Genomic DNA, 15,174 nt, shown 5'->3' with positions numbered 1-15,174 from the left:
CGTCCGACAGTGTCAACTCGGCCTTCGGCCGCCCCGTCCGTGCCATGCAGCAAGCCTATACATCTGAACAGAATTCCTGACTCAGAACACTAGGGCGTGTATCGAAAGTGCGTGCGGCGGCCGGTGTGGCGTAGTACTGCTGGAGAACTTCAACGCCGTTCTGTTGTCACCTTGGAGTTGCCGATGGCCGTTCGCCGTGTCGTACCCAATGTCCAGTCGGAGGCTGCGCAGGAGAGCCGGGATTTCTACGACCTGCTCGGATTCGAGGAGGTCATGAACCACGGCTGGATCATGACGCTCGCGTCCCCGTCCAGTCCGACGGCGCAGATCAGTTTCATGGCCAGTGACAAGACCGCACCAGTCACTCCCGATATGAGCGTCGAAGTAGATGACGTGGACGCGGCCTACGCGGCCATGCGGGAGAGCGGCGCGGAGATCGTTCACCCCCTGCAGGACGAGGAGTGGGGGGTACGCCGGTTCTTCGTGCGTGACCCCAACGGCCGGGTGGTCAACGTGCTGGGCCACCGCTGACGGTCCTCACGGCTACACGGGAATGCGAGTCACAGCCATTCGTTGATGGCCGCGACGAGCACGGTCGCCTCGTAGCGGACGGCGAGTTTTCGTAACGGGTGGCCACCGCCCGATGTCTCTTGAGCCGGCTGATCCCGCACTCCACCGCGTGCCGCTCCCTGTAGTCGATCTTGTCGAACTTCGGTGGGCGGCCACCGCGGGAGCCCAGCTTCTTGCGGTTGCGGACGTGGTCGGCCTTGTCCGGGATGGTGCAGCGGATCCCGCGCCGACGCAGGTAGGCGCGGTTCTTGCGGGAGGCGTACGCCTTGTCGGCGCGCACACGATCGGGCCGGGTGCGGGGCCTTCCCGGCCCGATGCGGGGCACACGGACCTTCTCCAGGACGGGCTCGAACTGCGGGGAGTCCCCGCGCTGCCCGGCCGTGACCACGATCTACATGGGCTTCTGTCCTTGCTCGGTGGCCAGGTGAAGCTTGGTGGTCAGGCCGCCACGCGAGCGTCCGAGGCCGTGGTCGTCCGGCTCGGTGGCGATGCCGCCCGGCGGTTCCTTTTGCAGGTCCCCCTTTTCCTCGCCCCGGCGGCGTGCTGGTGGGCCCGGCAGACAGTGGAGTCGACGTTGAGGTCCCAGGTGATCAGGCCCCTGGCGTCGGCCCGGGCCTGCAATTCGGTGAAGACCCGCTGCCAGGTGCCGTCCCGCTGCCAGCGGCGGAACAGGTCGTACACCCGGCCCCATGGCCCGTACCGCTCCGGAACGTCCCCGCCATGGCGTTCCAGTCCGCGTCCGCCACCGTATGCCGTCGATCAGCTGCCGCCGGGCCCATATCGGCGGCCGACCAGACTTCTTGCCCTTCGGCAGCAGCGGCTCCAGCACCGCCCACTGCGCATCCGTCAGATCTCCACGTGCCACGAACCAGGATCATCGCACTCCAAGATCCACTTTCGATACACGCCCTAGGCCGGGCCGGCGGACCGGTCGGCGTGTCCTGGGCGTCATGTCGGGGGCACGCCAGGGGCGTGGGCAGGGCCCGAGGCAGTCGCAGAGGCGATACGGAGGCAGCTGGCGCGCTCCTGACGTGAGCGCGAGCTCACGAAGATCTCTCCGTGCGGCAGGGACCGGCCTGGGGGGACGAGTCCGGTGACGGTCGGCCTGCGCCGAAGCTCGGCCGTTCACCGGTGCTCGGCGAGAGGCCGGTCGGGTGACAGCGGCGGGCATGCGTCATGGGGCGGCACGGCACCGGCGCGTTCCTCATATCTTCATACGATGATCACCCCCGTATGTCGTCGCCTGGTCGCCCTCTGCGCACTCGGCACCGCCCTCGGAGCCCTCGCCGCGTGCGGCACCCCTCAGCAGTCCCGGGCTTCTCACCCGACCGCCCCCGCCCACTCCTCCGCCGCCCCTTCCCGCTCGCCCGACTCCCCTCCCCGCACCCCCGGCGCCCCTCCTCATACCTCTGCCGTTCCTTCCCACACCCCTGCCGTTCCCTCCCGGCCCCCGACGCTCGCACCTGGTCCGGCCGGTCTCACCCCCGTCTTCCGCAACGCCCCCCGCACCGCCGGCAAGACGGTCGCCCTCACCTTCGACGCGGACATGACCGCAGACCAGGGGGCCCGGGCGGCTGACGGCGAACACTTCGACAACCCCGGGCTGATCGCGGCGCTGCGCCGGATGAAGGTGCCGGCCACCGTGTTCATGACCGGCCGCTGGGCCGAGGAGTACCCGGACCAGGCCCGCTCCGTCGGCCGCGACCCCCTCTTCGAGGTCGCCAACCACTCCTACAGCCACTACGCCTTCACCGATGACTGCTACGGCCTGCCGACCGTCTCCCCGGACCGGATGCGGGCGGATGTGGAAAGGGCGTACACCGCGTTCCGCAAGGCCGGCGTGGCGGACGCGATGCCCTACTTCCGTTTCCCGGGGGGCTGCTACGACCGACGGGCGCTGCGTGCGGTGAGCGGCACGGGCGTGACCGCCGTGCAGTGGGACGTGGTGAGCGGAGACGCCTTCGCGACGGACGCGCAGGCCGTGGCCCGGCAGGTGCTGGACGGTGTGCGGCCCGGCTCGGTGGTCGTCATGCACTGCACCCGCAGCGCCGCCCCGACGACCGAGCAGGCCGTGCGGACGATCGTGCCCGAGCTGCGCCGCCAGGGCTACCGCTTCGTCAAGGTCTCGGAGTTGATCGGAACGGCCGGCGCACCGCGCTGAGTGGTGCGGCGGCGGGTTCGCCGGCCTCGCGCGCGGCTTTCGTACGCTGGAGGCATGAGCGACGACGGTGACCGGGACTACTGCCTGATGGACGCGGCGACACCGCCCAGGGCCGACGGACCGCCCTACGCGGAGTGCGTGCTGTGCAGGAAACCCACCGAACACCCGGAGTCGTACAAGGGAATCACCTTGTGCCCGGTGTGCGAGTGGCAGGAGGCACAGCGGACGGCTTGCTCCGGGTGACCGCTCCAGGTCTCTCCCGCCTCACGGTGATCGGCGGGACGTGAGCGCACAGGCCGTGGCGATCGCGGCGGCGCTCAGAAGTGCCGCCGCGGCCAGGGGCAGGATCGGCGCGTGGACCGTCGCCGTGTGGGAGCCGCCGACCAGACCGCTGACGGCGGCTTGCGCCGGGGAACCGGACACGACCAGCGCCAGCAGCGCCGCCAGCAGCAGTGCGGGGACCGCGCGGCCCGGCGAGCGCAGCACGGGCCAGGCGGTGAGCGCGCCGACGGCCGCGCCGAGCAGGGCACAGGTCAGGACGGCGAGCAGTCCGGCGCCGGCCGCTTCGAGCACGGGAACGCGTTTTTGGTGGTCGCTGCCGACCGGGTCGCTGACGAGCGTGACGATCACCGTCGCGGCCGTGCCGAGCGCGGCGGCCGCCGTCAGCGCGACCAGCACGCAGGCCGCGTGCGCCCGGCCGGGACCGACCGCCGCCGCGACCACGGTGCGGGCGGCCGGGGGCTCGTTGGCTACGCAGATCCGCACCAGCCAGGCCGCGACGGGCAGCAGGAACGCGGCGGCGTAGCCCAGCGAGTCCAGCAGCGGCTGGCCGCCCTGTACGCCGACGCCGAGGAACACGGCGTAGAGGAGGAACGGGGGCAGCCAGCGCTGCGAGCGCACGAGCAGGGCGGTCTGGTAGCGCAGGAGGGCGGTCATCGGCGGCTCTCGTCCGGGCGGACGCCGACCACGTGCCACGGGGGGCGGGCGGTCAGCAGGGCGCGGAGCAGGACGTCGGAGTGGGAGGCGGGGACGGTGAGCCGGTGGGTCCGCTCGGGTGTCTCCTCGGCCAGGACGGCCAGACGCAGCGCCTCCGCGGGCAGGGGGGCGTCGGGGCCGTGCACCTCGACGATCGTGTGCGGGCCGGCGGCGGCAACGGCCGGTTCGGCGTCGGTACGGCGGTGGAGACCGCCGTCGCGCACCGTGTGAGCGGCGTCCGCGGTGCCGGCGAGGCGGCGCGGGTCGTGGTCGACGAAGACGACGGCGGCGCCGGCGGCGGTCCGCTCGGCGACCGCCCGCTCCAGTTCGGCCCGTGCGTCCGTGTCCAGGCCGGTCCACGCCTCGTCCAGGACCAGCAGTTCCGGATCCGCCAGGAGCGCCTGGGCCACGGCGACCTTCTGGCTGCTGCCCTTCGAGAGGCGGTTCATGGGCGTGCCGGCGTAGGCGGCGGCGCCGAAGCGGTCCAGCCACTCGTCCGCGGCTCGCCGGGCCGACGCACGCGGCAGGCCGTGCACCGTGCCGAGGTGGGTGAGGTAACCGGCCGCGGTGAAGGGCAGGGCCGCGGGGAAGCGTTCGGGGACGTAGGCCGTGCGGGGGCGGCCGGTGACTCTGCCCTCCGTGGGGGCGTCGATTCCGGCGATGAGCCGGAGCAGAGTGGACTTGCCGGTGCCGTTGGGGCCCTCGATGCGGGTGAGGCTGCCGGGGGGCAGCTCCAGGTGCACGTTGCGCAGCACCCACGGGCCGCGTAAGCCGTAGCGGCGGCCCACGTCGTCCAGGCGTAGATCGCGTTCCATGGGAGGCATCTTTTCGTATGACGGCCGCTCGCACGACGGCCGCTCCCGCGCCGGCAGCTCCTGCGCCGGCCCGGTCCCGGGAGGGGCCGAGGTGAGCGAACGGGAGCGGACACGCCCCCCGCCGCGCTGAAGCGGTCCAGTAGCCTGCGCCTGTGAGTGAGAGTCCCTTTCAGACCGAGCCGAACCCTCGTGACCAGGCTCCGCAGTTCGTGCTGCCCCTCGTCGTGCGGATGGAGAAGTCCGCGCCCCCCGCCCGTACCGACGCCCTGGAGACGGCCGCTCGTGCCGTGCTCGTCATGCTCGGCGACGAGCGGTCCGTCGGGGACGGCGAGTGGGCGCAGCTCATGCGTGACTGGCAGGACGCCCGGATCCGCAAGGTGGTGCGGCGGGCCCGCGGGGCCGAGTGGCGTCGGGCCGGGGAGTTGCCGGGGATCACGGTCACCGGGAAGTCGGCGGAGGTGCGGGTGTTCCCGCCCGTGCCGCTGGACGGGTGGCCGAAGGAACTGGCGAAGCTGCAGGTCTCCGGAACCGATCTCGACGATCCGGAACAGCCCGCGGACGCCGAGCCGGGTACGGTCGTGCTGTGGATGAGTCCGGATGTGGAGATGTCCGCCGGGAAGGCGATGGCGCAGGCCGGGCACGGCGCGCAACTCGCCTGGTGGGAGCTGTCGGACGAGGAGCGGGCCGCCTGGCGCGAGGCGGGCTTCCCGCTCGCGGTGCGGACCGCGGATCCGCGGCGGTGGCGTGAGCTGACGGCGAGCGGGCTGCCCCTGGTGCGGGACGCGGGGTTCACCGAGATCGCCCCGGGGAGCTGCACCGTGGTCGCCGAGCATCCGGCCCTGCGCGCCCGCTGATCCCTCCCGGCCCCTGCCGGCGCCCCGCCCCTCTTTCGTCTGCTCCGCATCGCCCCCGCGTCCGAACCTCAAATGTTGCTCTGAAGGGCGGGCGCGGGCGGTTCGTCGGACGGCGGCGGGGCCATACCACCCTCACCACGCAGGGGGCACGAAGGAGGCGGGGACCATGATGCGGCTGGGGACGGGGATCGGCTGGCGGCCGGAGATCGCGGACGCCGTGGAGCGGATGCCGGGCATCGACTGGGTCGAGGCCGTCGCCGAGAACGTCTGTCCCGGGCATCTGCCCGACTCTCTGCTGCGGCTGCGCGAGCGCGGCGTCACCGTGGTCCCGCACGGCGTCTCGCTCGGACTCGGCGACGCGGAGCGGCCCGACAAGGGGCGGCTGACCGCACTCGCCGAACGCGCCGAGGCGCTGGGCTCACCGCTGGTCACTGAGCACATCGCCTTCGTCCGGGCGGGCGGTCCGCTGACGGCGTCCCCGAGGCTGGAGGCCGGACACCTGCTGCCAGTGCCGCGCACGCGGGACGCCCTGGACGTGCTGTGCGAGAACGTGCGCATCGCCCAGGACGCGCTGCCCGTGCCGCTCGCCGTCGAGAACATCGCCGCGCTCATCTCGTGGCCGGGCGAGGAGATGACCGAGGGACAGTTCCTGTACGAACTGGCCGACCGCACGGGCGTACGGCTGCTCATCGACGTGGCGAACCTGCACACCAACCACGTCAACCGGGGCGAGGACCCCGCCAAGGCGCTCGCCGAACTGCCCCTGGAGGCCATCGCCTACGTCCATGTCGCGGGCGGCTTCGAGCGGGACGGCGTCTGGCACGACAGCCACGCCCACCCGGTGCCCCGGCCGGTCCTCGACATCCTGACCGACCTCGCGTCCCGGGTGTCCCCGCCGGGAGTGCTGCTGGAGCGCGACGAGAACTTCCCCGAACCTGCCGAACTGGAAAGGGAGTTGGCCGCGATCCGGGAGGCTGTCACGATCGCGGCGGCCGGGACGGCAGAGGGCGCCCGCGCGGGAACGTCGCCGGCCACGGGCGCTCACCGTACGACGCGCGAACGCGACCACCCGGACGCGCAGCACGGCGGGAGGGGCGGACTCGGCGGGACGGGCGGACACCGCGCCCCGGCAGAACGCGCCGCGACGGCGGAACGTGCCGCGGCGGGAACCGAGCCCGCGCCGTCGGCCGGGGAGCCGGAGCGGATCGCCCCCGACGAGGCCGTCCGTCAGCGTCTCGCTCTCGCCCAGGCGGCCCTGCTGTCCGCCCTGGTCGCCGGGACACCGGTTCCCGAGGGTTTCGACCGGGTCCGCCTCGGCGTGCAGGCGCGGGCGCTGGCTGCGAAACGGGCGGACGTGGTGGCGAAGGTGGCGCCGGAACTGCCGCTGATCCTCGGGAACGGCTACCGGGCCGCTTTCATCGCCTACGCCCAGGGGCACCCTATGCGCGGCGGCTACCGGCAGGACGCCCTCGACTTCGCGGAGCAGATGATCGTGGTCGGAAGGGCGGCGCAGGGCCGGTCCCGCCGCGAACTGCGGCGCTGGTGGCTGGACCGCTCGGGCCCCGCACCACGACGGAGGTCGCGGCTGATGCGGGCGGGCCGGTCACTGATCCGGCACTGACACGGCGGGGGCTGACCTTGCACCGACGCCTTCGGGGCCGATCCTGCACCCACGCCTTCGGGACCGACCGGGGCGGCGACGCCCACGGAACGGGTGCTCCGCCCCGAATGTGCCGGGGTTAACACCGCAGTCGCACCACGTGTCCGCCGTAGCCACAGCACCCGTTTGCAGCCAGTTCCTCCCGCTGTGCCCGACACCCTCCTTTCCCCTTTCACCCGGTATGCGGGTGATGCAACCCTTCGCCCCCGTACGGCAGTTGGCGGGGCGGGCGCAGTAATATGCCAGTCCCGTAATCGAAGCGCACTAGTGTGCAGTGCCGCGAGCAGGAGGCACCATGCGCCCGCGACCCCCGATCAAGGGCAGAGGCATCTTCAGTGGCACCGGGCTCATCATCACCGGCCTGGCTGCGACCCTCGCGGCACTGGTCTTCCCGGTCTGGTCCTACTCCGAGCAGCCGGCGCCGGATGCGAACGTGCTGAACGCGGAGGCCGTGGCGACCCAGTACGGGCCGCTGTCCGCGCTGGACCAGGAGTTCGTCACCAAGGTGCGGCTGGCCGGGCTGTGGGAGCTGCCGGCCGGACGGCAGGCGCAGACGAAGGGCACGACCGAAGCCGTACGGACGGCGGGCCGACACCTGGTCGAGGGGCACGCCTTCCTCGACCAGCGGGTGCGCACCGTCGCCTCCCAGCTGGGCCTCACCCTGCCGAACGAGCCCAACGCCCAGCAGCAGAGCTGGCTGGGGGAGCTGGACGCGGCACAGGGAGGGGAGTACGACCGCGCTTTCGCCAACGTCCTGCGCCTCGCGCACGGCCGGGTGTTCTCCGTCGTCGCCCAGGTGCGGGCCGGTACGCGCAACTCACTGGTGCGCGAGCTCGCCGACGACGCCAACACCACCGTGCTGGACCACATCAAGATCCTGGAGGCCACCGGGTACGTCGACTTCGACGCGCTCGCCCAGAACCTGGCCGCCGACAGCGCGCCCTCGGCCACCGGCTCCCCCGGTCCGTCGGCGCCGGCCGCCGACCCGGGGCCGGTCGTGCCGCTCACGGCGTCGCCGTACCCCACGTACACCCTCCCGCCGGCCGCCGCCAGCCCGCCGCCCGGTTCCTGAGCCCGCCTGGCGCGCGGCGAGCAGGACGGGCACGGCCGAGAGGCGGGGCGCGCTCCACCGACGGGGGGCGCACAGGGGGCATTGGCGCCGACACCCGCCGGTGGTGCTTGCCTTCCCGCAAGGCCGAACCAACCATCCCTTGTGTCGCCGCCGTGCACCGAAGGGACACCCGATGCGAGCCGCCGCCCTCCATTCGGCCGCAGGAGCCCTGCTCCTGACCGCCCTGTCCGCAGTCCCGGCGGGCGGTGTCCCGAACGCCCCCGACCACACGGCCGCTCCCGGCCGCGTCGCCGGCCCCGACCGCCACGCCGCCGTCGGCGTGGCGGTCGCCGCCGCGCGGGCCGCGGCGAAGGGCGTCGACTTCGGGGCCTGCTCCGCCGGGAAGGATCTGCCCGGTGCCATGCAGTGCGGCACCGTGGCCGTCCCGCTCGACTACGCCCGCCCCGACGGCAAGCAGATCAAACTGACCGTCAGCAGGGTGCAGGCCACCCATCGGGACCCGCACAACAGCAAGCGGCGGGTGCCACGGCAGGGCGCGCTGGTCTTCAACCCGGGCGGCCCCGGCGGCTCCGGCCTGTACTTTCCGCTGACCGGGCTGCTGCCGGAGTGGAAGCGCATCGGAGGCGCCTACGACCTCGTCGGCTACGACCCGCGCGGCGTCGGCCGCTCGGCGCCCGTGTCCTGCCAGGACCCCAAGCGCTTCTTCAAGGGCCCCTCCCCCGCCCCGACCCACCCTTCGGAGTCGTACAAGCAGGAGCGCATCGCGCAGGCGAAGGCGTACGCGCAGGGTTGCGCGAAGCGGACGGGCAGCGCTCTGCGGCACTACAACTCCCTCAACAACGCCCGCGATCTGGACGTGCTGCGGGCCGCGCTGGGCGAGGAGCGGCTGACGTTCATGGGGGCGTCGTACGGCACCTACTTCGGGGCGTTGTACGCGACGCTGTTCCCCTCGCACGTGCGGCGGATGGTGTTCGACGCGGCCGTGAACCCGGACCCGGCGCAGATCTGGTACCGCAACAACCTCGACCAGTCGGCGGCGTTCGAGAGCCGCTGGACGGACTTCCGGGAGTGGATCGCCGAGCACGACGACGTGTACGGCCTCGGCGACACCGCGCAGAAGGTGCTGACCAGCTATGAGCGGGCCCGGGCCCGGCTGGCCGCGGAGCCGGCCGGCGGGAAGGTGGGGCCGGGCCAGCTCCAGGGCGCGTTCCTGCAGGCCGGGTACTACGACGACTACTGGCCCGCCCGGGCGCAGGCACTGTCGGAGTACCTGAAGGGCGATCCCGAACAACTGATCGCGCAGGCCGGACCGGTGCAGGAGGCCGCCGCCGAGGCGGAGAACGCCAACGCCGTGTACACCGCCGTGGAGTGCAACGACGCGCCCTGGCCGACGGAGTGGAAGGTGTGGAACCGCGACAACACGCGGCTCGCACGCGTCGCCCCGTTCGAGACGTGGGACAACGTGTGGGCGAACCTGCCCTGCGCCTACTGGCCGGCGTCCCGGCAGCAGCCGCTCGACGTGCGGACCGGGCCGGGCGAGCTGCCGCCGGCGCTGATCCTGGCCGCCGAGCGGGACGCGGCCGCGCCCTACGCCGGCGCCCTCGAGATGCACCGGCGGCTGTCGGGCTCGGTGCTGGTGACGGAGCGGGACGCGGGCACCCATGGCATCGCGGGCGGGCCCAACCGGTGCGTCAACGGGCATCTCGACGCGTATCTGCTGGAGGGGCGGCTCCCGTCCCGGCGCGCCGCCTGCGCCGGGCACGCGGAGCCGAAGCCGCTCGCTCCGCGGTGAGGCCGTCGGGGAACCGCGGGCCGTGACGCCCGTCCACCGGTTTCCCGACCGGCTCCCCGCACCAGCCACGCCGGCCGGCCCCCCGGGCCGGCACCCGGCCGTCAGGCCAGTCCGGCGATCAGGTCGGCCACCGACTTGCGACGGCCGGTGTAGAACGGGACCTCCTCGCGGACGTGCATGCGGGCCTCGGAGGCGCGCAGGTGGCGCATGAGGTCGACGATGCGGTACAGCTCGTCGGCCTCGAAGGCCAGGATCCACTCGTAGTCGCCCAGCGAGAACGAGGCGACCGTGTTGGCTCGGACGTCCGGGTAGCCGCGGGCCATCTTGCCGTGGTCGGCGAGCATGCGGCGGCGGTCCTCGTCGGGCAGCAGGTACCAGTCGTAGGAGCGCACGAAGGGGTAGACGCTCACGTAGTCGCGGGGCGTCTCGTCGGCGAGGAACGCCGGGATGTGCGAGCGGTTGAACTCGGCGGGGCGGTGCAGCGCCATGTTCGACCAGACCGGTTCCAGCGCGCGGCCCAGCCTGGTGCGGCGGAAGAGGTTGTACGCCTCCTGCAGCTGGTCGCTGGTCTCCGCGTGCCACCAGATCATGACGTCGGCGTCGGCGCGCAGACCGGAGAGGTCGTACGTGCCGCGGATCGTCACGTCCTTGGCGGCGAGCTGGTCGAACAGCTCCTGGACCTCGTCGGCGTAGCCCGCGCGGTCCTCGGGCAGCACGTCCTTCAGCTTGAAGACGGACCACAGCGTGTAGCGGATGACCTCGTTGAGGTCCTTGGCCAGCTTGCCCTTGTTCGGGATCCTGCCGGGCTCGGTGGTGGAGGCGTCGTCACTCATGGCTCTCATTCTCCCGCGCCGCCGTGCAGACTCTGCACCGGGTTGGCCATGAGCTGCGCCGCGGCGCTCAGGTCGCCGCCGATCTGGTCCACTGCGGCGTACGCGCTCGCGATGCAGGCGGGGATGCCCACTCCGTCGTACGGCGCGCCGCACACCGCGACGCCGGGGAGCTTGGCCACGTGTTCGCGTATGCGGGCCACGCGCGCGTGGTGCCCCACCGGGTACTGGGGCAGGCCGTCCGTCCAGCGGGTGACACGGGTTTCCAGCGGGGTCGCGTCCAGGCCGGTGGCCTCCCGCAGGTCGTGGCGGGAGACGGCGACGAGCCCGGCGTCGTCCCTCCGGAGGATCTCCGTCTCGCCGTGGCGGCCCACCGAGGTGCGCAGCACGACCGTGTCCGGGTCCTCGTCGGCGATCCAGCCCCACTTCTGGGAGGCGAAGGTGGACGCCTTGATGGTGTGTCCGTCGACGGGCGGGACGAGGAAGCCGCTGCCGTCGGGCAGGGTGGCGTCGGCGCGCCGGTAGGCGAGGGTGACGAGGGCCATGGAGGCGTACTCCACCGTGCGCAGCTCGGCGGCGGCCCCGGGGGACTCGGCGGCGAGCAGCGCGGCGGCGGCCGGCGCGGGGACGGCGACGATCACGGCGTCGGCCCGCAGCACCCGCTCCCCCGCGGTGACGCGCCAGCCGCCCGCGGGCTCCCGGCGCAGTCCGGTGACCGGTGCGCGCGTGTGGATCTCGCCTCCGTGCGCCTCGACGGACGCGGCGACCGCGAGCGGCAGGGATCCCACCCCGCCTTGGACGCCCATGAACACGGGCCCGGCCGGCGGGGCGGCCGCCGCCTTGTGCTGGATCTCGCGCACGGCCTCGGTCAGCGAGGTGTGGGTGCGTGCGGCCTGGAAGAGCTGCGGGACGGCCGACCGCATCGAGATCCGGTAGGCGTCCCCGGCGTACACGCCGCCCAGCAGCGGTTCGACGAGGCGGTCGACGACCTCGCGGCCCAGGCGGGCCGCCACGTACTCCCCGACCGCGACGTCCTCCCCGACCTCGGTGGGGGGCAGGTCGGCGTCGCGCTCGACACGGGCGAGGCCCTCGTCGGAGAGCACGCCGGAGAGGGCCGCGGCGGTGCCCGGGACGCCCATGACGTGGCCCTTGGGCATGGGGCGCAGCACGCCGCGGGTCCAGATCGAGGCCGTGGCGGTGGCGGGCGGCTGCAGGCGGTCGGCGAGGCCCGCCTCGCGCGCCAGGGCGACCGCCTCGGGCCGGCGGGCCAGCATCGACTCGGCGCCCAAGTCCACGCGCACGCCCGCGATCTCGCCGGGCAGCAGCTTGCCGCCGACCCGGTCGGACGCCTCCAGCACGGTCACCCGCGCCCCGCGCCGGAGCAGCCGGTGGGCGGCGGCCAGCCCGGCGATTCCGGCTCCGACGACGACTACGTGATGCCCCGTGCCCGTACCCGTTGCGCTCATGACCCCACTCTCTCAGACCCCTGCGACACTCCCGCCGTGCCCCGGTGTCCTGGCCGCGTCCGGACCGTGACCTGTTCGGAACCGGTCGCCGCCAACGTCCCGGCCCGCCCCGGCGTCGAAGGAGGGTCAGGTGGTCACGACCCCCGGGGGGTACATCAAGATGCGTACACGACGCTCCGTAAGAGGATCCGCACGCTCCGCACGACGTTCCGCACGGCCCGTCGGGGCACGGTCCGCCCACGCGCTGGCCGCGGTCGCGCTGGCCGCCGCCCTCGCGCTCACTGGATGCGGCGGCGCCGACGACTCGAGCGCGGGCGCCACGTCCGACAAGGCCGCCGCCGGAGAGGCCGCCGCCGGGGACGCGGGCGCCGACGAGGCGGGCGCGGGCCGGGAGGTGAAGGAGGGCGCGGGCGGCTCGAGGGCGACCGCGGCGCCGAAGCCCGCAGCCGACCGCATCATCCGCACCGCTTCCCTGACCGTGCAGGTCAAGGACGTGCCGAAGGCCTTGGACGAGGCCCGCGCGACCGCCGAGAACGCGGGCGGGTACGTCGGCGACGAGACGACCGTCCGGGACGAGGACGGCGCCGAGCGCACCCGCGTCGTGCTGCGGGTGCCCGTGCAGAAGTACGACGACGTCCTCACCGGCCTCCAGGGCGCGGGCAAACTGCTGGAGCGCACGGCGAAGGCCCAGGACGTCACCGCCGAGGTCGTCGACGTGGACAGCCGCATCGCCTCCCAGCGGGCCAGCGTCGCGCGGGTCCGGGCGCTGATGGACCGGGCCACGAAGCTCAGCGACGTCGTCACCCTGGAGGGCGAGTTGAGCGGCCGGGAGGCCGATCTGGAGGCGCTGCTCGCCCAGCAGGCGTCCCTGAAGGACCGCACGAGCCTGGCGACGGTCACGCTGACCCTGTCGGAGAAGCCGGTGGCGCAGGCCGCCGAGGACGACGACCCGGGGTTCGTGGACGCGCTGGCGGGCGGCTGGGACGCGTTCGTGACGACGCTGCGCTGGATCGCCGTCGCGTTCGGCGCGGTGCTGCCGTTCCTCACGGCCGCCGCGCTGCTCCTGCTGGTGTGGCTGCGGCTGGTGCGGCCGCGGCGGCGGGCGGCGCGGGCCGGCGGGCCCGGAGCCGGCGGTGAAGCGGGAGGCGAGCCCGGGCAGGACTGAACTGGGAGTCCCCCGTAGCGTGTTCGCATGAGCATCGAGCGACTGGTCGTGATCGGCGGCGACGCCGCGGGCATGTCCGCGGCGTCCCAGGCCCGCCGGCTGAAGGGGCCCGAGGAGCTGGAGATCGTCGCCTTCGAGCGCGGCCGCTTCACGTCCTACTCGGCGTGCGGCATTCCGTACTGGGTGGGCGGCGACGTCACCGCGCGGGACGACCTGATCGCGCGCACGCCCGAGGAGCACCGCGCGCGGGACATCGACCTGCGGATGCGCACGGAGGTCAGGGAGATCGACGTCGCCGGGCGGCGGGTACGCGCGCGTGACGCGGGATCCGGGACGGAGTCCTGGACGTCGTACGACAAGCTCGTCATCGCGACGGGGGCCCGGCCGATCCGGCCCGACATGCCGGGCGCCGACGCGGCGGGCGTGCACGGGGTGCAGACCCTGGGCGACGGGCAGGAGCTGCTGGAGACGCTGGCACGCGCGCGTGGCAGGCGGGCCGTGGTCGTGGGGGCCGGCTACATCGGCGTGGAGATGGCCGAGGCGCTCATCAAACGCGGCTACGAGGTGACGGTCGTCAACCGGGGCAGCGAGCCGATGGCGACCCTCGACCCGGACATGGGCCGGCTGGTGCACCGGGCCATGGAGGGGATGGGCATCACCATGGTGAACGACGCCGAGGTCACCGAAGTGCGCACCGACGCGGAGGGCCGGGCCCGGTCGGTGGTGACCGCGGACGCCGAGTATCCGGCGGACGTGGTGGTGCTGGGCATCGGCGTCCGCCCGGAGACCGCTCTCGCGCAGGCCGCCGGGCTGCCCGTGGGCGCGCACGGCGGGCTGCTCACCGACCTGGCGATGCGGGTGCGCGGCCCCGCCGCCGACGGGACCGTCTGGGCCGGCGGCGACTGCGTCGAGGTCCTCGACCTGGTGTCCGGCCAGGAGCGGCACATCGCCCTGGGCACCCATGCCAACAAGCACGGCCAGGTCATCGGCACCAACGTCGGGGGCGGGTACGCCACGTTCCCGGGCGTGGTCGGCACGGCCGTCAGCAAGGTGTGCGACCTGGAGATCGCCCGCACGGGTCTGCGCGAGAAGGACGCGCGCAGGGCGGGCCTGCGGTTCGTGTCGGTCACCGTCGAGTCCACCAGCCGCGCCGGCTACTACCCGGGTGCCTCTCCCATGACGGTGAAGATGCTCGCCGAGCGAAGGACGGGCCGCCTGCTGGGGGTTCAGATCGTGGGACGGGAGGGTGCGGGCAAGCGCGTCGACATCGCGGCGGTGGCCCTGACGGCCCGCATGACGGTGGAACAGATGACGGCCCTGGATCTCGGGTACGCGCCGCCGTTCAGCCCGGTGTGGGACCCGGTGCTGGTGGCCGCCAGGAAGGCCACGGCGAAGGTGCACGGCGGCGCACGATAGGGGGCGGGCCGCGGCCCGCCCCCGGGGTGTTCGTGGTGCGGTTACGCGGTGCCGCTCAGCCGCGGCAGCGCGGAGACCGCCGCTGCGGCGGGCTGTTCCGCCGGCTTCGCGTGCGCCGCGGCCGCCGGCCGCGACCGCAGCCGGTTGCTGACGGCCTCGTCCAGTGTCACCGGCCGCTGCATCTGCGAAGCCAGCCGCCCGGCCTCCTGGCCGAGCCGTGCCACGTCCTCCCAGGGCAGCCGGATCACCAGGGAGAGCTCCGCCTCGCCATCCGGGGTGGCGTGCATCGGGGGAGTAACTCGGTCGTTCATCGCCTGTTCCTCACGTCGTCCCCGCGACCCGCCTTCCTCGTGCCGCGAGCGGTTGACGGTTCATACGCGGTCGTGGGGAACCGCGTT

14 protein-coding genes and 1 pseudogene are annotated in these 15,174 nt (G+C 73.4%); 9 read left to right on the top strand and 6 right to left on the bottom strand.

Translation table 11 applies throughout. The annotated features are described in order from the left end of the window. Positions 1 to 183 precede the first annotated feature (183 nt). Positions 184 to 531 (top strand): VOC family protein, encoded by a 348-nt coding sequence (locus tag ACZ7DE_RS28470; RefSeq protein ID WP_470766060.1) that lies wholly within the window; start codon positions 184 to 186, stop codon positions 529 to 531. A 29-nt stretch (positions 532 to 560) separates the two neighbouring features. Here the strand turns inward: ACZ7DE_RS28470 and ACZ7DE_RS28465 are convergent. Further along, positions 561 to 1,435, bottom strand: a pseudogene (locus ACZ7DE_RS28465) (IS5 family transposase). A 354-nt stretch (positions 1,436 to 1,789) separates the two neighbouring features. Between ACZ7DE_RS28465 and ACZ7DE_RS28460 the strand changes: the two are divergent. Together ACZ7DE_RS28460 and ACZ7DE_RS28455 are read left to right on the top strand one after the other, a co-directional pair. Beyond that, positions 1,790 to 2,731 carry a polysaccharide deacetylase family protein gene (locus ACZ7DE_RS28460; protein WP_470766058.1) on the top strand — a complete coding sequence of 314 codons (942 nt, stop codon included), beginning with the start codon at positions 1,790 to 1,792 and terminating at the stop codon, positions 2,729 to 2,731. Between the two features lie 54 nt (positions 2,732 to 2,785). Beyond that, positions 2,786 to 2,974: a hypothetical protein gene (locus tag ACZ7DE_RS28455; RefSeq protein ID WP_470766056.1), complete on the top strand. Its 189-nt coding sequence runs from the start codon at positions 2,786 to 2,788 to the stop codon at positions 2,972 to 2,974. 21 nt (positions 2,975 to 2,995) lie between these two features. Here the strand turns inward: ACZ7DE_RS28455 and ACZ7DE_RS28450 are convergent, their stop codons facing one another. Next, positions 2,996 to 3,667, bottom strand: a complete 672-nt coding sequence (locus ACZ7DE_RS28450) for an ABC transporter (protein WP_470766054.1) — start codon at positions 3,665 to 3,667, stop codon at positions 2,996 to 2,998. Continuing rightward, positions 3,664 to 4,521 carry an ATP-binding cassette domain-containing protein gene (locus ACZ7DE_RS28445; protein ID WP_470766052.1) on the bottom strand — a complete coding sequence of 286 codons (858 nt, stop codon included), beginning with the start codon at positions 4,519 to 4,521 and terminating at the stop codon, positions 3,664 to 3,666. Before ACZ7DE_RS28445 ends, ACZ7DE_RS28450 begins: the two co-directional genes overlap by 4 nt. Positions 4,522 to 4,673: 152 nt before the next feature. Between ACZ7DE_RS28445 and ACZ7DE_RS28440 the strand changes: the two genes are divergently transcribed. The 4 genes from ACZ7DE_RS28440 to ACZ7DE_RS28425 all read left to right on the top strand — a co-directional run bounded on the left by ACZ7DE_RS28440 (position 4,674) and on the right by ACZ7DE_RS28425 (position 9,899). Next, positions 4,674 to 5,375: a peptidyl-tRNA hydrolase gene (locus ACZ7DE_RS28440; protein ID WP_470766050.1), complete on the top strand. Its 702-nt coding sequence runs from the start codon at positions 4,674 to 4,676 to the stop codon at positions 5,373 to 5,375. A gap of 166 nt (positions 5,376 to 5,541) precedes the next feature. Then, positions 5,542 to 6,996, top strand: coding sequence for an MbnB/TglH/ChrH family RiPP precursor modification enzyme (locus tag ACZ7DE_RS28435; RefSeq protein ID WP_470766037.1), 1,455 nt, complete (start codon positions 5,542 to 5,544; stop codon positions 6,994 to 6,996). A gap of 334 nt (positions 6,997 to 7,330) precedes the next feature. Beyond that, positions 7,331 to 8,107 (top strand): DUF4142 domain-containing protein, encoded by a 777-nt coding sequence (locus ACZ7DE_RS28430; RefSeq protein ID WP_470766019.1) that lies wholly within the window; start codon positions 7,331 to 7,333, stop codon positions 8,105 to 8,107. A gap of 172 nt (positions 8,108 to 8,279) precedes the next feature. Further along, the gene (locus tag ACZ7DE_RS28425) at positions 8,280 to 9,899 is read left to right on the top strand and encodes an alpha/beta hydrolase (RefSeq protein ID WP_470766016.1); all 1,620 of its coding nucleotides are present in this window, start codon (positions 8,280 to 8,282) and stop codon (positions 9,897 to 9,899) included. A gap of 101 nt (positions 9,900 to 10,000) precedes the next feature. Here the strand turns inward: ACZ7DE_RS28425 and hemQ are convergent, their stop codons facing one another. Together hemQ and hemG are read right to left on the bottom strand one after the other, a co-directional pair. Further along, positions 10,001 to 10,732 (bottom strand): hydrogen peroxide-dependent heme synthase, encoded by a 732-nt coding sequence (hemQ, locus tag ACZ7DE_RS28420; RefSeq protein WP_470766014.1) that lies wholly within the window; start codon positions 10,730 to 10,732, stop codon positions 10,001 to 10,003. 5 nt (positions 10,733 to 10,737) lie between these two features. Next, complete coding sequence (gene hemG / locus ACZ7DE_RS28415) at positions 10,738 to 12,195, bottom strand: protoporphyrinogen oxidase (protein WP_470766012.1); 1,458 nt, start codon at positions 12,193 to 12,195, stop codon at positions 10,738 to 10,740. Positions 12,196 to 12,355: 160 nt separating this feature from the next. Here hemG and ACZ7DE_RS28410 point away from each other — a divergent pair, with 160 nt between their 5' ends. Together ACZ7DE_RS28410 and ACZ7DE_RS28405 are read left to right on the top strand one after the other, a co-directional pair. Then, complete coding sequence (locus ACZ7DE_RS28410; RefSeq protein WP_470766083.1) at positions 12,356 to 13,360, top strand: DUF4349 domain-containing protein; 1,005 nt, start codon at positions 12,356 to 12,358, stop codon at positions 13,358 to 13,360. A gap of 27 nt (positions 13,361 to 13,387) precedes the next feature. Next, entirely contained in the window at positions 13,388 to 14,776 is a 1,389-nt protein-coding gene (locus ACZ7DE_RS28405; protein ID WP_470766010.1) for an FAD-dependent oxidoreductase, read from the top strand. Positions 14,777 to 14,817: 41 nt separating this feature from the next. On the opposite strand, the gene ACZ7DE_RS28400 is transcribed toward ACZ7DE_RS28405, so the two are convergent. Continuing rightward, positions 14,818 to 15,087, bottom strand: a complete 270-nt coding sequence (locus tag ACZ7DE_RS28400) for a hypothetical protein (protein ID WP_470766008.1) — start codon at positions 15,085 to 15,087, stop codon at positions 14,818 to 14,820. Positions 15,088 to 15,174: the final 87 nt, after the last annotated feature.

The sequence above is a fragment of the Streptomyces sp. NPDC037083 genome (assembly GCF_055606485.1).
Note: the sequence above shows the minus strand (reverse complement) of the source record. Positions and strands in the feature narration are given on the sequence as shown.